Here is a 19,828-nt window from a genome sequence, read left to right as displayed (position 1 = left end):
TCACCTGCAACAACACCCGCAGCACCGGCCGCTCCCGCGCGCCGTCCGGTGAACAACAAACGACGACAACCCCGGGTACCGTGGACAACTGGCCAGCATGGCGTTTGCCCTTTGGTAACCCAGCTATGACACAACAACAGGAAAGTGTGAGGCAGGTCGATGGGAGGTGCACAGAGCACCATGCTCGAGACAGAGCTCGAGACAGAGGTCGACGCGCCGGCGCGTCCGTTGTCGCGCGGCGATCACGCGCCGGCGGCCAGGACGCTGGTCGACATCCTCACCGCGACGGCGCTCGCGCACCCCGATGCCCCCGCCATCGATGACGGCCGAGTCGTGCTGTCCTACCTGGAGCTGGTCGTCGAGATCGAGAAGACCATGGCTCGCCTCGCCACGGCGGGCGTGCGGCCGGGCGACCGGGTCGGCGTGCGCATGCCCTCGGGCACCCGCGAGCTCTACGTCACCATTCTCGCCATCCTGTACTCCGGCGCCGCCTACGTGCCGGTCGACGCCGACGACCCGGACGAGCGCGCCCAACTGGTCTTCGGGGAGGCGCAGGTCACCGCGATCGTGACCGCGCAAGGCATCGAGACCACCGCCGCGGGCATCCGCGCGGCGGAGCGGCAGCGCGAGGAGACCTGGTCGACGCTGCCCGGCCCCGGCGACGACGCCTGGATCATCTTCACCTCCGGTTCCACCGGAACCCCGAAAGGCGTGGCGGTCACTCATCGCAACGCCGCCGCCTTCGTCGACGCCGAAGCGGACCTGTTCCTCCGCGACGCTCCGATCGGTCCCGGTGACCGGGTACTCGCGGGTCTGTCGGTCGCGTTCGACGCCTCCTGCGAGGAGATGTGGCTGGCCTGGCGCAACGGCGCCTGCCTGGTGCCCGCCCCACGCGATCTGGTGCGCACCGGAGCTGATCTCGGTCCCTGGCTGGTGCGGCGGGAGATCAGCGTGGTCTCGACCGTACCGACCCTGGCGGCGACCTGGCCGGTCGAGGCGCTGGAGGCGGTGCGCCTGCTCATCTTCGGCGGCGAGGCCGTGCCGCCGGAACTCGCCGAACGCCTTGCGGGCAACGGTGATTCGGCTCGCGAGGTATGGAACACCTACGGCCCCACGGAAGCGACGGTCGTCGCGTGCGCCGCGCGCTTGGACGGCCGGTGGCCGATCCGGATCGGACTGCCGCTCAACGGCTGGGATCTGGTCGTGGTGGATCCAGCGGGCAATCCGGTGGCCGAGGGCGAATCCGGTGAATTGGTGATCGGCGGAGTCGGTCTCGCGCGCTACCTCGACCCGGTCAAGGACGCCGAGAAGTACGCCCCGCTGAACTCCGTCGGCTGGGAGCGCGCCTACCGCAGCGGCGATCTGGTCCGCAACGACAGCGCTGGGCTGATCTTCCTCGGCCGCGCCGATGATCAGATCAAGCTGGGCGGTCGGCGCATCGAACTCGGCGAGATAGACAACGCTCTCCAGCACCTCCCGGGCGTCACGGGCGCCGCGGCGGCCATCCGAACCACGAAGGCGGGCAACAAGCTCCTGGTCGGCTATTTGACCGGGCCGGGGACGGACTTCGATGCCAAGGCCGCGCGAGCCGCCCTCGCCGGACAACTCCCGGCGCCGCTGGTGCCCAGGCTCGCGGTGGTCGACGAGCTGCCCACCCGCACCTCCGGCAAGGTCGACCGGGACGCGCTGCCCTGGCCGCTGCCCAATGCCGCCGAGGACGACGACGACAACGACCTGACCGGCACCGCCCAGTGGGTTGCGGGGCTGTGGGATTCCATCCTCGGCGCGGAGGTCGGCGATCTCGACGCGGACTTCTTCGATCTGGGCGGCGGCTCGCTCGCGGCGGCGCAACTGGTCACCGCGCTGCGCGAACGGTATCCGCAGATCACGGTCGCCGATGTCTACGACCATCCCCGCCTCGGCGCGCTCGCCGACCTGCTGGAGCAGACCACGCCCGCGGTGGCGGTCGCCGAGCGGACGGTGCGACCGACGCCACCGATGGCGCAAGCGGCGCAGGTGCTCGCCACCATCCCCCTCACCACCCTCACCGGGCTGCAGTGGCTCACCTGGCTGGCGATCGTCGGCAACATCGCGGCCTGGTCCGGCTCGCTGCCCTGGCTGCCCCAGCTGTCCTGGTGGTGGACGCTGGTCGCGTTCGCGCTGTTCATCTCCCCACCCGGCCGCATGGCCATCTGCGTGGCAGGCGCGCGCCTGCTGCTGCGTGGCATCCGCCCCGGCCGTTATCCGCGCGGCGGATCGGTGCACCTGCGCTTGTGGGCGGCCGTCCGCCTCTCCGCGGCCAGCGGCGCCGAGAACCTCTCCGGTGCGCCGTGGATGGTGCCGTTCGCTCGCGCGCTGGGTGCGAAGATCGGCAAGGGCGTCGACCTGCACAGTCTCCCGCCGGTGACCGGCATGCTCGAACTCGGCGACGGTTGCAGCGTGGAACCGGAGGTCGACCTGTCCGGTTACTGGATCGACGGCGACGTGGTGCATCTCGGTCCGATCGCCATCGGCCCCGGCGCGGTGGTCGGCTCGCGCTCGATCTTGTTGCCGGGCACGAAGATCGGCAGGAACGCCGAGGTGGCGCCCGGCTCCGCGGTATCGGGCAAGGTGAAGGCCGACCAGGAGTGGGCCGGTTCGCCCGCGGTGAAGGTCGGCAAGGCCCAGCACCGCTGGCCGTCGCACCGGCCCGACCGAGCCCGGCACTGGGTCGGCGTCTTCGGCATCACCTCGATGGCCTTGGCCGCCATGCCGATTCTCGGTATCGGCGCGGGTGGCGTGTTCATCGCGTGGTTCGTTCGCGACACCCGCACGCTCGCCGACGGCGTCGCGCGGGCGTTCACCGTCCTGCCCCTCGCGACCCTGCTCAGCCTGGGCGTGTACGCCGCGGCGACCATCGTCGCGGTCCGGCTGCTGAGCATCGGTCTCACCGAGGGCTACCACCCGGTGCGCAGCCGCGTCGGCTGGCAGGCCTGGGCCACCGAGCGGCTGCTGGATTCCGCGCGCACCTTCCTGTTCCCGCTGTACGCCGGCCTGCTCACGCCGCTGTGGCTGCGCTCGCTCGGGGCGAAGGTGGGCAAGAGCGTCGAGGCGTCCACGGTACTGCTGCTGCCCAAGTTCACCACCGTCGCCGACGGGGCGTTCCTGGCGGACGACACCATGATCGCCGGGTACGAACTCGGCGGCGGCTGGCTGCGCATCGGTGAGGCGAAGGTCGGCAAGCGCGCTTTCCTCGGCAACTCCGGGATGACCGCGCCCGGCCGCCGGGTGCCGAAGAACGGCCTGGTCGCGGTGCTGTCGGCGGCGCCGTCCAAGGCGAAGGCCGGCTCGTCCTGGCTGGGCAGCCCGCCGGTGCGGCTGCGCCGCGCCGCGGAGAGCGCCGACACCGCGCGGACCTTCGACCCGCCGTTACGCCTGCGCGTCGCCAGGGGCCTCGTCGAAACCTGCCGCTTGTTCCCTGTCCTGGTGACCTTCGCGATCGGCCTCGGCGTGCTGTTCACCCTGGCCTGGCTCGCGCGAACTTTCGGCCACCTCACCGCCGGACTGCTCAGCGGGCTGGTGCTGCTGGCGGCGGGCGCCGTCGCCGGAGCGAGCGCGGTGGCCGCCAAATGGTTGCTGGTGGGACGAATCCGCAGCGAGGAGCATCCGCTGTGGAGCTCGTTCGTCTGGCGTAACGAGGTCTCCGACACGTTCGTGGAAACGGTTGCCGCACCGTGGTTCGCGCGCGCGGCGACCGGGACGCCCGTCCTGAACCTCTGGCTTCGCGGCCTCGGCGCCCGCATCGGCCGCGGGGTATGGTGCGAGTCCTACTGGCTACCGGAGGCGGATCTGGTGACTCTCGGCGACGGCGCGACCGTGGAACGCGGCTGTGTGGTGCAGACCCACCTGTTCCACGACCGGATCATGGCCATGGACACCGTCACCCTCGGTGCGGGCGCCACCCTCGGACCGCACTGCGTGGCGTTGCCCGCCTCCGCGATCGGCGACGGCGCGACCGTCGGCCCGGCCTCTCTGGTCATGCGCGGTGACGCGGTGCCCGCCTCGACGCGCTGGTGGGGCAACCCGATCGCGCCCTGGTTCACGGGCGACCCCGGGGCGAGCTGATGGCGGGCAAGTTCTACGAAGCCCCCATCGACGAGTACCTACCGCAGAACGGCAACCGGGGGTATCGGGTGTCCCGATACGAACTCGATCTGGCCTACCGGGTGGCCGCCAACCGGCTCACCGCGCGCGCCGCGATCACCGCGGTGACCACCGAGGCGCGGCCCCGGTTCGCCCTCGATCTCGCTCAGGGGCTGAGCGTCTCGAAGGTGTTCGTCAACGGGGTCAAGGCCGCGAAATTCGCCCACCAGCACGGCAAACTGGTGGTCACGCCGCAACAGCGGATCCCCGCGGGCGGCGTGCTCGCGCTGGTGGTGCAGTACGGCGGCACCCCGAGACCGGTGCGCGGGCCGTGGGGCGAAGTCGGCTGGGAGGAGCTCACCGAAGGCGCGCTCGTGGCCAGCCAGCCCAACGGCGCCGCGTCCTGGTTCCCGTGCGACGACCACCCGAGTTCCAAAGCGACCTACCGGATCTCGATCACCACCGATTCGCCGTACTACGCGGTGGCGAACGGGACTTTGCTGCGCAAGCAGACCAAGTCCAGTCAGACCACGTGGGTGTACGAGCAGCCCGAACCGATGTCGAGCTACTTGGCCACCGTTCAGATCGGTCACTATCGCAAGCACCGCATCGGCTCCTCGCACTCCCCGGTACCGATGCAGGCCGTCCTCCCGCCGCGACTGCGCACCGCTTTCGACTACGATTTCGCGCGTCAGCCGATGATGCTGGAAGTCTTCAGCGAGAAATTCGGCCCGTACCCGTTCGAGGACTACACCGTGGTCGTCACCGACGACGAGCTGGAGATTCCGATCGAGGCGCAGGGCATCTCGATCTTCGGAGCCAACCACTGCGACGGCCGCCGCGGCGCCGAACGGCTGGTCGCGCACGAACTGGCTCACCAGTGGTTCGGCAACAGCCTGACCATCCGGCAGTGGCGTGACATCTGGCTGCACGAGGGCTTCGCCTGTTACGCGGAATGGATCTGGTCGGAGGCCGCGGGCGGGCCAACCGCCGATCAGCTGGCCCGCGCGGCACGGCACAATCTTTCCCGCGAGCCCCAGGACATCGTCATCGGCGATCCGGGACCGCAGCGCATGTTCGACGATCGCGTCTACAAACGGGGCGCGCTCACCCTGCACGCCCTGCGCTTGGAACTGGGCGACTCGACGTTCTTCGACTTACTGCGCGAGTGGACCATTCGCTACCGCCACTCGTCGGTGACCACCGAGGAATTCACCGATCTGGCGGGGCACTACAGCCTGGTGCCGCTGCGTCCCCTGTGGGAAAGCTGGTTGCTCGCCGAGCGGCTGCCGCAGTTACCGCCCTATGGCGGCGCGTCGACGGCCTGATCAGAACACGAGATAACGTGTGGCGAGTTCTTCGACGAGCGGATCGTCCTCCGAGACGTTGGCCAGCGCGTCCAGATCGGTTTCCACGGCGATCTGGCGGGGGTCGTCGTGCTCGGTGTCCCGCGGATCTTCGACGAGCTGGCGCAGCAACTTCTGCCGCACCCGGGTCTTCAGCGAATCGTTCATACCTCGGGGTGCCCGCATACCGGCTTGTTACACCGGTGTGAACAGGGTTCCCCACGGCGTATTGCGCACCACGGTGTAGATCGCGAGCAATGCGAAGAAGGTCCACATGGTGGTCTTGCTGATCGAGGGCAGCCGCATCTTCTGGCCACGCCAAGCCCGGACGGTCCAGTCCGTCACCCACACAGCGAACGCGAGAATCAGCGGAATCGCGAGCAAGTTGCTGTGCAGGGCGTCGAGGACCTGCCCGTCGGTGAGATTGTGCACGGCGCGCATCCCCCCGCAACCCGGGCAGTACCAGCCGGTCAGCGCGTATACCGGGCAGGTGCCGTAGGAGCCTTCGACGTGGGGATCACGCAGGTGCAGCAGCACGCCGACACCCACTCCGACGCCCGCCACGAGCAGGGGAACAGCCGCCCCGCGCCACCCGGTCCTCGGCTCGGTTCCCGGGTCCGCCGCGGGGCCGGAGGAAGTATGCGCGATGTCCACGAACTCAACCGTAACCGGGCGGTGAGCGGGGACGCCACAGCAGCGCGGCGCTACTTCGACTGCGCGAACCGCAGCACGTTGCCGGACGGGTCGGCCAACTCGAACCCCGGCCCGCCCGGCCCGAAACGCTCGGTTCATCGCGGGCGATGTTTTGGGTAGGAATGATCTTTAGCCCGACCGAATCCGGGGTACTCCCTGGTACAAGCCAGGACATCCCGTCATACAGCGCTAGCACTAGCAAGCACTCTGCTTGCACTGTACGGTGACGGTGGACACAAAGGAGTGCTCGATGCTGGTGAAGTCGATGAGGACGCTGGCGGACGCGTACGACGGTGCGCTGACCGCCGACTACCGTGCCGGACTGCGGTCCCGCACCTTCCGGACGGCGTCGTTGAACGCCCCCACCGCCCGCCACGCGGTTATCCCGGTCACCACCAAGGACGGCGCTCGCCTGCGCGTACACGCCTACGGTCCGGCCGAGGGCGATGTCATCGTCCTCATCCACGGCTGGAGTTGCAGCATCGAGTACTGGAACCCGCAGATCAACGCGTTCGCCGACCGGTACCGCGTGGTCTGCTACGACCAGCGCGGCCACGGCGCCAGTGAGCTCGGCAAGGCCGCCCCCAGCAAAGAATCGCTGGCCGACGATCTGTCGGCCATTCTGGACGCCACCCTCCGGCCAGGGCAGCGCGCCGTGCTGGTCGGCCACAGCATGGGCGGAATAACCATTCAGGCCTGGGCCGCTCGCCATCCGGAACAGGTCCGTAAGCAGGCCGCCGCCGCCGTCCTGTTGAACAGCTCCTCGGGCAACATCCGCTACGACACCGACTTGCTTCCGCTGCTGAACAAGCCGCTCACCCTGGCGGATCGGCCGATCACCGTGCTCGGGGCCACCGTGCGGATGCCGATGATCGTCGCGGAGACTCTGCTCACCGCGCCGGTCCCGTTGCCGGGGGGTTGGCCGGCCAGCGCGCTGCTCAAGGCGCGCGTGATGACCCCGCACGCGACCGCGGATCAGGTGGAATTCGCGCTGGGCATCGTGCGGTCGTGCCGACCGCTCACCCGCGGCAGGCACGCCGCCGCGCTCGCCGACATGGATCTCGCCGAAGCCGCCGCGTCCCTCACCGTGCCCACCACGGTGATCGCGGGCGCGCACGACCGCTTGCTGCCCGAACGCATGTCGCGCCGGATCGCCGACGCGCTCGCCGAGACCGGCCACCTGGCCGCGTACCACGTGTGGCCCACCGGCCACCTGGGCAATATCGAAGCCGCCGACCGCTTCAACGCGGAATTGGCGGCCATCGCCGAGCGCGCCCACCTGCGCTCCGCAGTCGCCGGCTGACCCCGGAGACCGTTCTCCTGGGCCGGTCAACGGCGCCCGGTCCAGGACAACGGTCCGCAACGCCGCCGCCACCGAGAGATTCCAGCGCTTTCAGTTCGAATAACACTCCATCAACCCGCCTGCCGTTAACATGCAGCCAGTCCCTGTCGACACAGCAGACAGACAGTTCGGTTCCGGCGAAGGGAGCATCGGTGAAAGTCCGGCACGGCCTAGCAGTCCTGGCTCTGGCCATCGGCGCAGTCGCGGTGACCACCCCGGCGGCCTCCGCCCTCCCCCGTGGCGTCCCAGCGGCACGAACGCTCTGCGGCGGCGGCGGTGCCGGTATCGGCATGATCACGGCCCACTACGACCCCGACCGCAACTCCTCCGGTACTCCCACGCTCTGGATCCGTCCGGAGTTCGTCTTCACGCCCGACCGGCCCGGCGGCGCCTGCGGCGTAGAGGTCACGGTGTCGTGGCAGAACTCCGACACCGGCGTGCTGGGCACCCTTCCCACGTTCTGGGTCGCCGACGACACACCGACCAAAGAGAATGTCGCCGGTGCGTGGGTGCCGCTCGGCCTCCCCTCCGGCCTCGGCCGGGTGGAAGTACTGATCGCGACCAACTTGCCACACGTTCCGGGAAAGGGAGTGTTCGTCGTCACGTAGCAGGGACGGCAGCCGTAGCTCGACGATTTCGCCCCATGGGCATGTGCCGGACGGCGTACGAGCGGAGAGCGGAAACCGGTGCGGGAATGAAAACGCGGCGCCAGCCGTAGAACGACATATGAAACTCGACGACGAGGCTCGCGCACTCATCGGGCCCGGTGCCGACGCCACGCTGGTCACGATCAATCCGGACGGCAGCCCACAGGTATCGGTCGTCTGGGTGGGATTGCAGTCGACACCGGACGGCGACGAGCTCGTCACCGCCCACTTGGGCGTCTACCAGAAAATCCGCAACGTCCGCCGTGACCCGCGCGTCGCGGTGACCATCCTCTCCCCGGAACGGGGCGAGGTGATGCGCCCGTATCTGTCGATCATCGGCACCGCGCGCGTCGTGGAGGGCGGCGCACCGGAGTTGCTGAAAGAACTCGCCAAGACCTTGGCCAGTCCGAACGTCACATTTCCGCCCGCGGACGCCCCGCCCGGTTACCTCACCCGTATTCGGATCGAGAAAGTTGGCGGCATCGGTCCCTGGGCTTCCTGAGCTGTGTTCCCGCCGAGTCGCTCCGGCCGAGTCCGACCTCAGCCGGAGCGGCGACGCGCCTTCAGTCTCCGAACCCATTGCGCGATAGCCGCCACCGCCGAGAACATCGCCGTCGCGCCTGCCAATAGCGCGTCACCGGTGAGCTTCGCGGTCGAGAACTCGACCTTTCGCAGCCCTGGTAGCGGGTATTGCCCGTTGCCCGAAGCCCATCGGATCACGAAGCCGGCCTGCGTCCCGAGGTCGGTGGGAGGGCCGGACCCGATCATGGAGCGCAGTTCCGGCCCCTTTCCGTTGAGATAGACCAGGGTGAAAGCGACGAAAAGCGCCACCGCCACCGCGGAACCCGTCGTCAAACGAGCCAGCGTTTCGGTGCGGGCCCAGAGATTCGCCAACGCGGCGAGCACGGTGAGGAAGATCGCGATGGTGGCGAGAATCGCCCACTTGCCACTGAGATTGGAGTGGGCGGGCGGCTTCTGCGACCAAAGACCCACGAGCGTAGTGCTGATATGGGTTTGGCCGAAGGCATTGCTCCAGATCGTGCCGTCGGGTCCGCCTGTGGTCAGCCACGGCTTGAACAACAGGGTGAAGGTGATGAGGCAGCCCACCGCGGCCAACAGATAACCCGAGTTGTCTCGGAGCAGAGTGACGAGCGGTCGGACCCGCGCCCGCAGTTTCTCCGCGTCGACCCGCCGCTTTCGGCCGCCACCCGTCGCGCGAAGCGGTGAGCCTGCCTGCCGGTTCTGATTCTTGCGTGCCCCCCACGGAGTCGGCTGCACCATATCCGTCATTCCCTGCTCAGTGAATCGATACATGATGAACCGTCAGATATCGGCTCGTTGGATTCTGAAGGTTTACCGATCGTTGCCGGTTCCTGATGGCCCTTCATGTCGGGGGCTTGCGCGCTGTCGCCGCTCACCTCGTCGGGGGCTACGCCGAGAGCCGTTTTCGATGGTTGAGCTATCGACAGTGGATCTGCGATGTCCTCCAAGGACCGGCCTTCGGCGTTCACTCCGAAGAACCAGGCGACCAGGCCACCGAAGATCATGAATCCGGCGCCGATGAGGTAACCGACCGTGAGCGGAAACCGGTCGGGACTCGGGTTCTCGGCGCCGCCCACCAGGTGGCCGAAGAGGAACGGGGCGATGACCCCACCCACGCCCTGCGAGATGGCGAAGAAGAACGAGATGGCTTGACCACGCAGTTCCAGCGGGAAGATCTCGCTGACCGTGAGATAAGCGGAGGACGCCCCCGCCGAAGCGAAGAAGAAGATGACACACCAGAAGATGGTCTGCGTGGTTGCGTCGAGAATACCCGCGTTGAACGCCCAAGCGGAGATGAAGAGCAGAAAACCGGACCCCACATAGGTCGCGCAGATCATCTTTCTGCGGCCGATGCTGTCGAAGAGCGGGCCGAGCACCAGAGGGCCGATAAGATTGCCGACCGCGAAGGGGAAGAAATAATAACCCGTGTGGTGGGCCGGCACATTGTAGAAGTTGATCAGCACCAATCCGACGGTAAAGAAGATCGCGTTGTACAGAAACGCCTGTGTGGCCATCATCGTGAAGCCGAGGAAGGAACGGGAAGGATATTTTCCGAAGAAGATCCGACCCATCTGCACATAGGAGAGCCGACCCGCGTCCACGACGTCCAAGGCTTTGCTCTCGTCGACCGGAGGAAGTTCGATTCCTCGACTCCGAACCTGCGCTTCGATCTCGTCGACGGTCCGCTCGGCTTCCTCGGCCCGTCCATGAGTGAGCAGCCAGCGCGGGCTCTCCGGGATGTGCCTGCGCAGGAAGATGATGATCAGCCCGAGGACGGGCCCGATGAAGAAACCGATGCGCCATCCCCAGCCGGTCGGGATGAAACGTTCGTTGAACAGGACCAGGCTGGCCGCCGCTCCCAGAGCCGCGCCGCCCCAATAGGTGCCGTTGATCGCGATGTCGACCCGGCCGCGATACTTGGACGGCATGATCTCGTCGATCGCCGAATTGATCGCCGTGTATTCTCCACCGATTCCCATACCCGCGATGAACCGGAAGAAGTACAGCGACCACGCATTCCACGAGAACCCGGCCAATCCACTGCCGAGGAGATAGATGGCCAAGGTCAGGATGAACAGTTTCTTGCGGCCGAGCCGGTCGGTGAGGCGGCCGAACACGAGTGCGCCGACGACTTGACCGGCCAGGTACCACGACGCCATCGCGCCGACCTGACCGGAGGTCAGATGCAGCGCATCCGCGTCCTGTAGCGGTCCGCCCATGCTGCTGACGATCTGGATTTCGATCCCGTCCAGAATCCAGGAGACGCCCAGACCGACGACGATGAGCCAGTGAAACCTGGTCCACGGAAGCCGGTCCATCCGGGCGGGAACCAGACTTCGAACTACCTTGGTTTGCGTTTCCAACATTTGATGATCACCTCGACTCGAGAATTAGCCAGTCCGTCCATGCCCCTGCGTGAGGGTGGCGGGATCAGTCGATATTCACCGCCTCTTCTCGACATCGGCGAGATCTCGGCTCGGACGGGCCTGGCAGCACGCGAAGCCGATGGGTGCGACTCGTCTTGCACGAGCTCATGCCCCGGGCCGGCCTGGCCCGTGCAGGGCGCACAAACTCCCCCCTTCGGCGTCCGGAGCGCGGCGCCGGGCGACGGTGAGCATCCGGGCGCGGAGGCATTGCGCGTGTGCGTCTCCCCATCTGGACTGACGTCCCTCCTCACCGCCCTGAGCGGAACATGGTTACGCCCGGGTTACGCGAATATTGGTTCGCTATGAATTGTGCCACTATTCGACGGCTCATTAAACACATGTGGCCGTTCCCATTTCGGCGAAGTGGCGTTCCAGCAGGTGACGGCTCGGTGACACGGCCGCGCGGATCTACTTGTGCCCCACAAGGAGCCCCCGATCTCGCGGCGGCGCGGTATCCCAGCGCGGGATCAGCGCGTCGTGCTCTGCGAAGGGGGTAGCGCGTGGATTGCGAGAACGGCGGTATCGTCCTCCACTCCGGATCCGAAGGAGTGCAGCAGTTCTCGGATGGCTGCGACGCCACCGGAAGCCGTGACAGGCGCGAGGCCCCGAGCGAAATCGACGAGGGCTTGGTCGCCGTAGCGACCACCGTGGGCCTCCGTACGAGCTTCGGTGAGTCCGTCGGTATAGAGGAGCAAGGTGTCTCCGGCTTCCAGGCGTGCGCTCCTGGTGACGATCTGAGCGTGCGGGATCGCCCCGATGAGCTGACCACCGCGGGTATGCAATTCCTCCACGGCGCCGTGGGAATGCAAGAGCAGGGCCGGCGGGTGTCCGCCACTGGCCAAGGTGATCTCGCAACCCCCGCCATCGGGAGTGGGTTCGATCAGTCCGAAGATGATCGTGCAGAACCGAGGGTTGTGTCCGTGGTAGCGCTCGGTGAGCGCGGTGTTGAGCGTGTCCAGTACTTCGGCCGGATCGCGGGTGTAGGCGGTGGCCGTGCGCAGGGTGTATCGGGCCAGGGATGTGAGGGCAGCGGCGGGAGCGCCTTTGCCGCAGACATCGCCCAGGAACATTCCCCAGATGTCCGTGGAGATGGGGAACAGATCGTAGAAGTCGCCGCCGACCTCGTCGGCCGAGGCGATGTGGTAGTACGCGGCGACCTCGAGACCGGGGACCTGCGGCAGTTCAGGTGGTAGCAGTGTGGTCTGCAAAGTGGCGTTCAGACGCTGGAGGCGCTCGCGCTCCTGCTCGGCCTCGCGCCGTGCCCGCAGCAGTTCGGTCTCGTACGCGCGGCGCTCGCGGGCATCGAAGACGGTGGTACGAATCAGCAGCGGCTGCCCGTGGCTGCCGGTCTTGACGATGGAGGTCACCAGCACGGGTAGTCGTCGCCCATCGGCGGCCTTCATCTCCAGGGCGATGCCGCGGACTTCGCCTTGCATCCGAAGCAGGGGAGCGAAATGCGTCTCGTGGTAGAGGCGACCTCCCACGGTGAGCAGGTCGGAGAACTGTTTACGGCCGACCAGTTCCTCGCGCAGATAGCCCAGCCAGCCGAGCAGTGTGGCATTCACTTTGGCGAGGCGGCCGTCCAGCGTGGTGGACAGGTATCCGCAGGGCGCGTGTTCGTACAGGTCCTCGACGCTGTCCTCGAGCAACGCGGCGAACGCCGCGTCGTCATCGTGTCCGGCTTCGAGGTCTCCGCGATTCCTGCCACAGTCTCGGCCGCCCGCCGCGCCGGTCATCCGGTCTCGCGGGCGAAGGCGGCGATGGCGGCGGCGGTCTCCGCCGGTGAACTGAGCTGAGGGCAGTGGCCGGTCGCCGTCAGGGTGACCAGTCGGCTGCCTGCGATTTGTTCGTGCACGAAGGAGCCGACCTCGCGCGGGGCGATGGCGTCGTCGGAGCACTGCAGAACCAAGGTGGGTACGGTCACCGCGGAGAGGTCGGCCCGATTGTCCGACAGGAACGTCACACGGGCGAAGACGCGCGCGATCTCCGGATCGGTGCGGCAGAAACTGTTGGTGAGTTCCTCGGCCAATTCCGGACGTTCCGGGTTGCCCATGATGACGGGCGCCATCGCACCCGACCAGCCCAGATAGTTCGAATCGAGCGCCTCCAGGAGTTCCTCGATGTCGTCGGCGCTGAAACCACCCCGGTACCCGGTGGCCGGATCGTCGATAAAGCACGGCGAGGGAGCCAGCAATACGAGTCCGGCGAACGCCGCGGGCTCGCGTGCGGCGGCGAGCACGCCCATCGTCGCACTCACCGAATGCCCGACGAAGACCACCGGCCCCAGCGCCAGGTCGCGAATAACCGCGAGCACATCCTCGACGTAGCCGTCCATACTGGAGTATCGCCGCGCGCTCCACGCCGACAGATCCGAGCGGCCCGCGCCGACATGATCGAACACCACGACGGTGAAATCACGCTCCAGGGTCGGTACGACCAGCCGCCACATGTTCTGGTCGCACCCGAAGCCATGAGCGAGTACGACCACCGGCGCGCCGGTCTTGCCGCTCACAGTCACATGATTCCTGGCCAATACCTCCATATACACACCCTCGCAGAAAATTTGTCCGGATGCTCACCCATCGGCCGGTTCTGCCTGTCCCGGACGGTAGGGTGACTCGGAGTGCGCGGCCCGGTACGGGCTGATCACCGCATCCGCGTCGATTCGAGGGTGCGGGCGGCGTGCGGCAGGATTGCACTCACCATGACCGACAACGAGGTCTCCTCACCTACCAGCCGACGGTGGCACATCGGGCGGCTGGCGCTGTTCGCCGTGGTCCTGTTCGGCATGTTCTATCTCGTCGCCGTCGCACGGGTGATCGACCTCGCCGAGGTGCGCGGCATGATCGCGGCGACGGGGCCGGCGGCGCCGTTGGTCTACGTGGCGGCATCGGCTGTACTCGGCGCGATCTTCGTCCCGGGCCCGTTGCTGGCCGGTGCGAGCGGCCTGCTGTTCGGGCCGCTGACCGGGACGTTCGTGACGCTGGGCGCGGCGGTGGGCACCGCGACCATCACCAACCTCCTCGGACGGCGGGCGGGCCGCGATAGTGCGCGCGAGTTGCTCGGCAGCGAGCGCGCCGATCGCATCGACGCACGGATCGAACGGCGTGGCCTGTGGGCCGTCGTCGGCCAGCGCTTCGTCCCCGGCATCTCGGATGCGCTGGCGTCATACGTTTTCGGCACGTTCGGAGTCCCGTTGTGGCAGATGATCGTCGGCTCGTTCATCGGATCCGCACCACGCGCATTCGTCTATACCGCGCTCGGCGCGTCGATAGGTGAGCTTTCGGCGCCTCTCGCCTACACCGCGATCGCCGTGTGGTGCGTCACCGCGATCATCGGAGCCTTTGCCGCGCATCGCGGATACCGGAACTGGCGTGGCCACGGTGCACGCCCAGAGCTCGAAGCGGTGCCGGATCGTGGCCCGGCATCCGGCGAATGAATTGGCTTTGCGTCACCCCACGATTGTGTATCCACATTTCGCGAATCTTCAACATGACTAGGATGCGGGAGTGCTGTCCGAGGAGGAATTGCTCCAGGTATTTCAGGCGTTGTCGAACCCGTCGCGACGCCAGATCTTGGTCTGGTTGAAAGATCCGATGAGCTTTCCCGGCCAAGAGCCGGAGGATGTCGAGATCGGTGTGTGCGTCAGCGACATCCAGCGACGTATCGGTTTGAGCCCGTCGACCACCTCGCGATATCTGACCCTGCTGCGCCAGGCGGGTCTCGTGACCGCCACACGTCGTGGCAAGTGGACCTACTACCGCCGGGACGAGGACCGGATCGCCCTCCTGCTGCGCACCCTCGGCGAAGTGTTCTAGGCAACGGTTCGACCTGTGATTGAAGATCCACGATCCGGGTAGGCACGGATCGAACACTTGTTCTGTCCAACGGGAGGAGCGGTGATGGTGCAGCCGAAGCCGGAGAAGGATCCGGACCAGTGGACCACCGGCGACGAGCCGATGACCGGCCCGCAGGAGTCCTATCTGCATACCCTGGCCCAGGAGGCGGGCGAGGAGGTGCCGAAGGGGCTGACCAAGGCGGAGGCATCGCAGCTGATCGATGAACTCCAGCAGCGCACCGGCCGCGGCGCCTGACCGGCCCCGGCTGGGCAGCTCGCTGACAGACCCTTTGCGGACCCATCAACCGGAGCTCTTCGAACCCACAGAATGGTCATTCATGGGCGCCGACGGCAGCGGCTGGGTCGATTTCGGTCAGCGAGGTGTAGGCGACGATGTTGGATCGGTAGCTTCGGGTCTCGTGGTCGAACTCACCGCCGCAGGTGACCAACTGCAATGCGCTGTGGCCATGCGATCCATACACTTCTTGGGCCGGGAACTCCGTCTTCGGGTACGTCTCGACCTTGGTGACGGCGAAACGTGCTGTCCGTCCGTCACTCGAACTCACCTCGAACTCAGCGCCTGCTTCCAAAGATCGAAGCCGGTGGAACACAGCCGGACCGTCGAAGGAATCGGCGTGACCCAGGATCACCGCCGAACCCGGCTGGCCGGGTGATGGCCCGAACTTGCACCACCCTGGCTGCTGGAAATCGACGGGTACCTCGACGGTTTCGTCGGGATTGTTGTCCTAGCGTGCGCCAACACCGCGAAGGACGTCGCGGTCCCCAATCCAACCGGGGGCTGCGCGGCCGACGCGACTCCGCCCCAAATCGCCAGTGTGGCGACGGTCCCCGCAGCCGTTACCACCAATAGCCAACGACGTACCGGACCGGACCTCCACGCACATAATGCATCAGTGATGCACGAAACAACCCCTCACATCGAACATCCCGGCTGACTGAATAAACCCCTGAAATACCGTGGTGACAACAATCACATACCACTCCTTCGCGGCCTGCTCGCGCCGTATGCGCGGAAACGCGCTCGCGCGGTACTGAGGGGACGGGAACGCAGCAATGCGTTCCCGCTATCCGAAGATCTCCGGGACGGCACGTTCGACCCAGATTCCTGAACCGAGGCAACAGATCGATGGGCCACCCGAATACCGAACAACCCGGTGCTGCCGACTCAGTTCGTGTGCGGGTGGTTCTTGTGCGGGTGCCTGATGGAGTCGCCACCTTTTGTCTCGTGCAACCGGCCGAACCGGCTGGCGAGCAGATGCGCCATGCTCTCGGCCGCGCCCCGGCAGGCGTCATCGATCGTCGCGGCGTTGTGGGTCACCGCGACCGGCTGCTGACCGGTTGGACGAGCCTGCAGCACGCATCGCTTGTCGTCCGGTCCGCCTTTGCCCGCGTTCTGGTCACTGAGGTGGGCTTCCACGCTGGTGATCTGGTCGCTGAAGCGCTCGAGCGTCGAGGCGATCTCCTCCTCGACGTGCCGGATCAGCTTTTCGCCGCTGTCGATGTTGCTGTCGGTGTTGACCTGAATCTGCATGTGCGCATCCATTCCGGTAGGTGGCAACTGTTACTCGGACGGAACCGGATGATGTTCGTCATCGACTCCGCCGCCGAAGCTCGCATCGTCTATACCCCGTTATTCACCGTAATCCCCGATGATTATCGGACTGAGCGGTCTGGGTGCCCCACTGTTGACAAATGACCTGACTCCTGTGCTTTCAAGGAGGTCCGACCGACCCGCGTCGGCTGCGCGCGCGGACCGGACTCCTCCGCAGGGTCGTGCATCAACGCTCGTGTCGTGGATACGGCAGCCGACGTGCCGTTTCTCGTGCAGCGCGACGCATGCCCTCAGCGACGTGCGGTAGGAGTCGACCCGCACCGCTCACCCCCGACAGCGACGCCCTCGACCCGCTCGTGTTGTGAAACGATCATCGACTACCTGCGCGGCCGCCGAGATCCGCATCGGCGCCGACCGCCGCGCCGAGATACTTCTCACCGACAAGCGTCCACCGATCGAGCAACTCGTCCTTGTCAAGCCCCTCATCACGCGGCAAACTACACCGCCACCACCAGAGCTACCAAGCAGTTACGGCTCATGTGTAGGATGACGCGATTCTTACCGGCACCTGGTTTCGATCGTGAATCCGGGCAGCAGTCGGTCGTGAATCGCGACATCAGTTGGTGGAGTGGGGTTTTTGTGCGCGCGAATTTCGCCACTGTTGTTGCGGCAGGGCCTCGCGCCAACCTCGCGCCGACCATCGAGCAGGGAACCGTACGATGGACCACACATCGCCCACGCTGTGCTCGGCAGGGTATTCCGCACCCACGTCGGCATATTCGTAAGGGTCAGCGTCGTCGACAACGAAGACCCTCATAACCGGATTCGGTGACCCGGCACCTGTGAATGTTCGTGGTCACCGCGTCGTTGTCCGGTTTCGATGCATAGCCCGAACTGGTGATGGTTGGCAGCTAATTCGTTGCATTTCACCCGAGGTGCAAACTCGCCGTGGTCGTTCCACAGGGGCACCCGCACAGTGGACACGTCACCCCAGCTCAAACGGGGCGCCTGCACGTTGATACCGAAGCAGCGCCACGCGCCCTCGTCCACATGGAACGAAAGCTCCGCGAGTCCGTAGCCCCGCCGCATGAGGTCCCGTGCCCTGTCCTCGAGATAGTGCAAACCTCGTGCTTCCCACGCAGCAGGATTTGTGTCCGATCCGGCCCCGGCACTTCGCCACGCGTGGCGAAGTGGACATAGAAATCGAGGTCAGGCATCGACCTCCCTCTCTTGTCATACTGCCCGGCCGCAGACGCCCATCACCGGCTCCTACAGACCCGCCCACGCCTGAACCAACCCACCGGTGGCCTTCCCAGCAGGACAGGCCGATCCGACACACCAACTCAGGTGATGTCTGTTTTCGTGGCCATCGGGGCCATACGCCCGGTGCCTGGAGCCGTGATCAACCGGCACCAGAATTTCGCCCGCACACGGCAGCACCCGAAGTAGACGACGGTGCCCTGTCGAATCCGGGTGGCAAGGTCACGCCTGATGTCCAGCTTTCCAATAGCTAACGGCGGCAGACGAAAACGGACAAGACCGGACGAAAACGGACTGGGAATGCATTGCCAAAGTACCTCAACTGGAGGACTACTGGTATTAGCGGCCCAACAACGATCAGACCTCTGCTGCTGCGTGAGAACCCTTTTCACGTTTCCTGAATAGAAGGTAAGAAAATGGCACCTGTCATCACCTCGCTGAATCCGTCTTTCGGCCCTCCAGCGGGTCTCAATTCTGTAATCATCAACGGCTCCGGATTCGCCAATGTCGGTCCCTTGACTGTCCGGTTCGGCACGAACGCAACGACATTCGCCATCAACTCCGATACGCAGATCACGGCCATCGCCCCGCCAGGAACCGGCACGGTGAACGTCACCGTACAGGCACTGCTGGACGGCACGAGCAACCCGATGCCGTACACCTATGGTGGCGGGCTTCCTAACTTGAGCGGCATCAATCCGGCTTCGGGGTCCGCAACAGGTGGTACGACGGTCGTGCTCACCGGGACGAACTTCACCGGAGCCACCGCAGTGAGTTTCGGTGGGACACCGGCAACCTCGTTCACGGTCAACTCACCGACACAGATCACGGCGGTGGCACCTGCCCATGCAGCTGGGACGGTACTGGTCACCGTCACCACCGCGGTTGGCACAAGTAACGGTGTCGCGTTCACCTATATCGCGGTGCCCACCCTCGCCAGCGTCACTCCGAGCTCAGGGCCGCCCAGCGGTGGAACAGTGGTTGTGCTCACCGGCACAGGCCTCACCGGCGCCACCGCAGTGAGTTTCGGTGGGACACCAGCGACCCTGTTCACCGTCAATTCCGACACCCAGATCACCGTCCTCACCCCAGCCCATGCAGCTGGCACAGTGCAGGTCACCGTCACCACCCCCGGCGGAACCAGCAACGGTGTCGCGTTCACCTATATCGCGGTGCCCACCCTCATCAGCGTCACTCCGAGCTCAGGGCCGCCCAGCGGTGGAACAGTGGTTGTGCTCACCGGCACAGGCCTCACCGGCGCCACCGCAGTGAGTTTCGGTGGGACACCAGCGACCCTGTTCACCGTCAACTCCGACACCCAGATCACCGTCCTCACCCCAGCCCATGCAGCTGGCACAGTGCAGGTCACCGTCACCACCCCCGGCGGAACCAGCAACGGTGTCTCCTACACCTACGCTTCGGGTCTGGCGCCGGTCAATTTGGGGACAGCCGCGTCGTTCGCGGTGCTGGGTGCCTCGACAGTCACCAACGCCGGAGCCACGGCCATCACGGGGAACCTGGGTGTCAGCCCGGGCACCGCAGTGACCGGATTCCCGCCGGGAACGGTGACCGGCGGAGCGATCCATGCCGGGGACTTGGTCGCGGCGCAGGCACACACCGATTTGCAGGCTGCCTACCTCGACGCGGCGAGCCGCACACCCACCGCGTTCGTGGTCGCCGATTTGGCGGGGCAAACCCTGACCTCCGGGGTCTACAAGGCAGTGGGCGGGATCGGCCTCAACGGCACCGTCACCCTCGACGGGCAAGGCAATCCGAACGCGGTGTTCATCTTCCAGGCCGGGACGACACTGATCACCGGGGCGAACAGCACCGTGAACCTCATCAACGGTGCCACCGCAGACAACGTGTTCTGGCAAGTCGGTAGCTCGGCCACATTGGGCGCCAACACCAACTTCGCCGGCAACATCCTGACCTTCACCTCGGACACGGTGACAACCGGCGCCACCGTGAACGGAAGCGTCTTGGCCCTCAACGGCGCGGTCACCCTGGACACCAACACCATCACGGCAGCCTGAGC

At 66.3% G+C, this 19,828-nt stretch carries 16 protein-coding genes and 2 pseudogenes; 10 read left to right on the top strand and 8 right to left on the bottom strand.

Translation table 11 applies throughout. The features are described from left to right. Positions 1-180: 180 nt before the first annotated feature. Together M8859_RS19910 and M8859_RS19905 are read left to right on the top strand one after the other, a co-directional pair. The gene (locus M8859_RS19910; RefSeq protein WP_249644690.1) at positions 181-4,104 is read left to right on the top strand and encodes a Pls/PosA family non-ribosomal peptide synthetase; all 3,924 of its coding nucleotides are present in this window, start codon (positions 181-183) and stop codon (positions 4,102-4,104) included. Further along, the gene (locus M8859_RS19905) at positions 4,104-5,450 is read left to right on the top strand and encodes a M1 family metallopeptidase (protein ID WP_159924515.1); all 1,347 of its coding nucleotides are present in this window, start codon (positions 4,104-4,106) and stop codon (positions 5,448-5,450) included. Before M8859_RS19910 ends, M8859_RS19905 begins: the two co-directional genes overlap by 1 nt. On the opposite strand, the gene M8859_RS19900 is transcribed toward M8859_RS19905, so the two are convergent. Together M8859_RS19900 and M8859_RS19895 are read right to left on the bottom strand one after the other, a co-directional pair. Continuing rightward, positions 5,451-5,636: a hypothetical protein gene (locus M8859_RS19900; protein WP_159924803.1), complete on the bottom strand. Its 186-nt coding sequence runs from the start codon at positions 5,634-5,636 to the stop codon at positions 5,451-5,453. A gap of 27 nt (positions 5,637-5,663) precedes the next feature. Then, complete coding sequence (locus M8859_RS19895) at positions 5,664-6,122, bottom strand: DUF2752 domain-containing protein (protein WP_223520195.1); 459 nt, start codon at positions 6,120-6,122, stop codon at positions 5,664-5,666. A 289-nt stretch (positions 6,123-6,411) separates the two neighbouring features. On the opposite strand from M8859_RS19895, the gene M8859_RS19890 reads away from it, so the two are divergent. From M8859_RS19890 to M8859_RS19880, 3 genes are all read left to right on the top strand, one after another. Then, complete coding sequence (locus M8859_RS19890) at positions 6,412-7,464, top strand: alpha/beta fold hydrolase (RefSeq protein WP_159924513.1); 1,053 nt, start codon at positions 6,412-6,414, stop codon at positions 7,462-7,464. A gap of 191 nt (positions 7,465-7,655) precedes the next feature. Then, on the top strand, positions 7,656-8,111 hold the full coding sequence (locus M8859_RS19885) for a hypothetical protein (RefSeq protein WP_159924511.1): 456 nt from the start codon (positions 7,656-7,658) through the stop codon (positions 8,109-8,111). 118 nt (positions 8,112-8,229) lie between these two features. After that, positions 8,230-8,652 (top strand): PPOX class F420-dependent oxidoreductase, encoded by a 423-nt coding sequence (locus M8859_RS19880; RefSeq protein ID WP_249644689.1) that lies wholly within the window; start codon positions 8,230-8,232, stop codon positions 8,650-8,652. Positions 8,653-8,690: 38 nt separating this feature from the next. On the opposite strand, the gene M8859_RS19875 is transcribed toward M8859_RS19880, so the two are convergent. The 4 genes from M8859_RS19875 to M8859_RS19860 form a co-directional block, all read right to left on the bottom strand. After that, on the bottom strand, positions 8,691-9,440 hold the full coding sequence (locus M8859_RS19875) for a hypothetical protein (RefSeq protein WP_195070229.1): 750 nt from the start codon (positions 9,438-9,440) through the stop codon (positions 8,691-8,693). After that, a complete protein-coding gene (locus M8859_RS19870; RefSeq protein WP_249644688.1) occupies positions 9,437-11,059 on the bottom strand; it encodes an MFS transporter in 1,623 nt (540 codons plus the stop codon). The genes M8859_RS19875 and M8859_RS19870 overlap by 4 nt, the downstream gene beginning before the upstream one ends. 527 nt (positions 11,060-11,586) lie before the next feature. Next, positions 11,587-12,855, bottom strand: coding sequence for a SpoIIE family protein phosphatase (locus M8859_RS19865; protein ID WP_249644687.1), 1,269 nt, complete (start codon positions 12,853-12,855; stop codon positions 11,587-11,589). Further along, complete coding sequence (locus tag M8859_RS19860) at positions 12,852-13,661, bottom strand: alpha/beta fold hydrolase (protein WP_195070227.1); 810 nt, start codon at positions 13,659-13,661, stop codon at positions 12,852-12,854. Before M8859_RS19860 ends, M8859_RS19865 begins: the two co-directional genes overlap by 4 nt. Positions 13,662-13,823: 162 nt before the next feature. Here M8859_RS19860 and M8859_RS19855 point away from each other — a divergent pair, with 162 nt between their 5' ends. The 3 genes from M8859_RS19855 to M8859_RS19845 all read left to right on the top strand — a co-directional run bounded on the left by M8859_RS19855 (position 13,824) and on the right by M8859_RS19845 (position 15,213). Next, positions 13,824-14,558, top strand: a complete 735-nt coding sequence (locus tag M8859_RS19855) for a TVP38/TMEM64 family protein (protein WP_249644686.1) — start codon at positions 13,824-13,826, stop codon at positions 14,556-14,558. Between the two features lie 70 nt (positions 14,559-14,628). Next, positions 14,629-14,937 (top strand): ArsR/SmtB family transcription factor, encoded by a 309-nt coding sequence (locus M8859_RS19850; protein ID WP_195070225.1) that lies wholly within the window; start codon positions 14,629-14,631, stop codon positions 14,935-14,937. A gap of 84 nt (positions 14,938-15,021) precedes the next feature. Continuing rightward, complete coding sequence (locus M8859_RS19845) at positions 15,022-15,213, top strand: DUF3072 domain-containing protein (RefSeq protein WP_159924497.1); 192 nt, start codon at positions 15,022-15,024, stop codon at positions 15,211-15,213. 76 nt (positions 15,214-15,289) lie between these two features. Here the strand turns inward: M8859_RS19845 and M8859_RS19840 are convergent. Continuing rightward, a pseudogene (locus M8859_RS19840) lies at positions 15,290-15,655 on the bottom strand (sortase domain-containing protein); the annotation flags it as partial. Positions 15,656-16,143: 488 nt separating this feature from the next. Continuing rightward, a complete protein-coding gene (locus M8859_RS19835; protein WP_223515229.1) occupies positions 16,144-16,509 on the bottom strand; it encodes an HPF/RaiA family ribosome-associated protein in 366 nt (121 codons plus the stop codon). Between the two features lie 1,697 nt (positions 16,510-18,206). Between M8859_RS19835 and M8859_RS37680 the strand changes: the two are divergent. Both M8859_RS37680 and M8859_RS19825 read left to right on the top strand, forming a co-directional pair. Then, positions 18,207-18,395, top strand: a pseudogene (locus tag M8859_RS37680) (IPT/TIG domain-containing protein); the annotation flags it as partial. After that, a complete protein-coding gene (locus M8859_RS19825) occupies positions 18,396-19,826 on the top strand; it encodes an ice-binding family protein (RefSeq protein ID WP_249644683.1) in 1,431 nt (476 codons plus the stop codon). It begins immediately after the preceding pseudogene. Positions 19,827-19,828: the final 2 nt, after the last annotated feature.

It is taken from the genome of Nocardia sputi (genome assembly GCF_023501985.1).
Note: the sequence above shows the minus strand (reverse complement) of the source record. Positions and strands in the feature narration are given on the sequence as shown.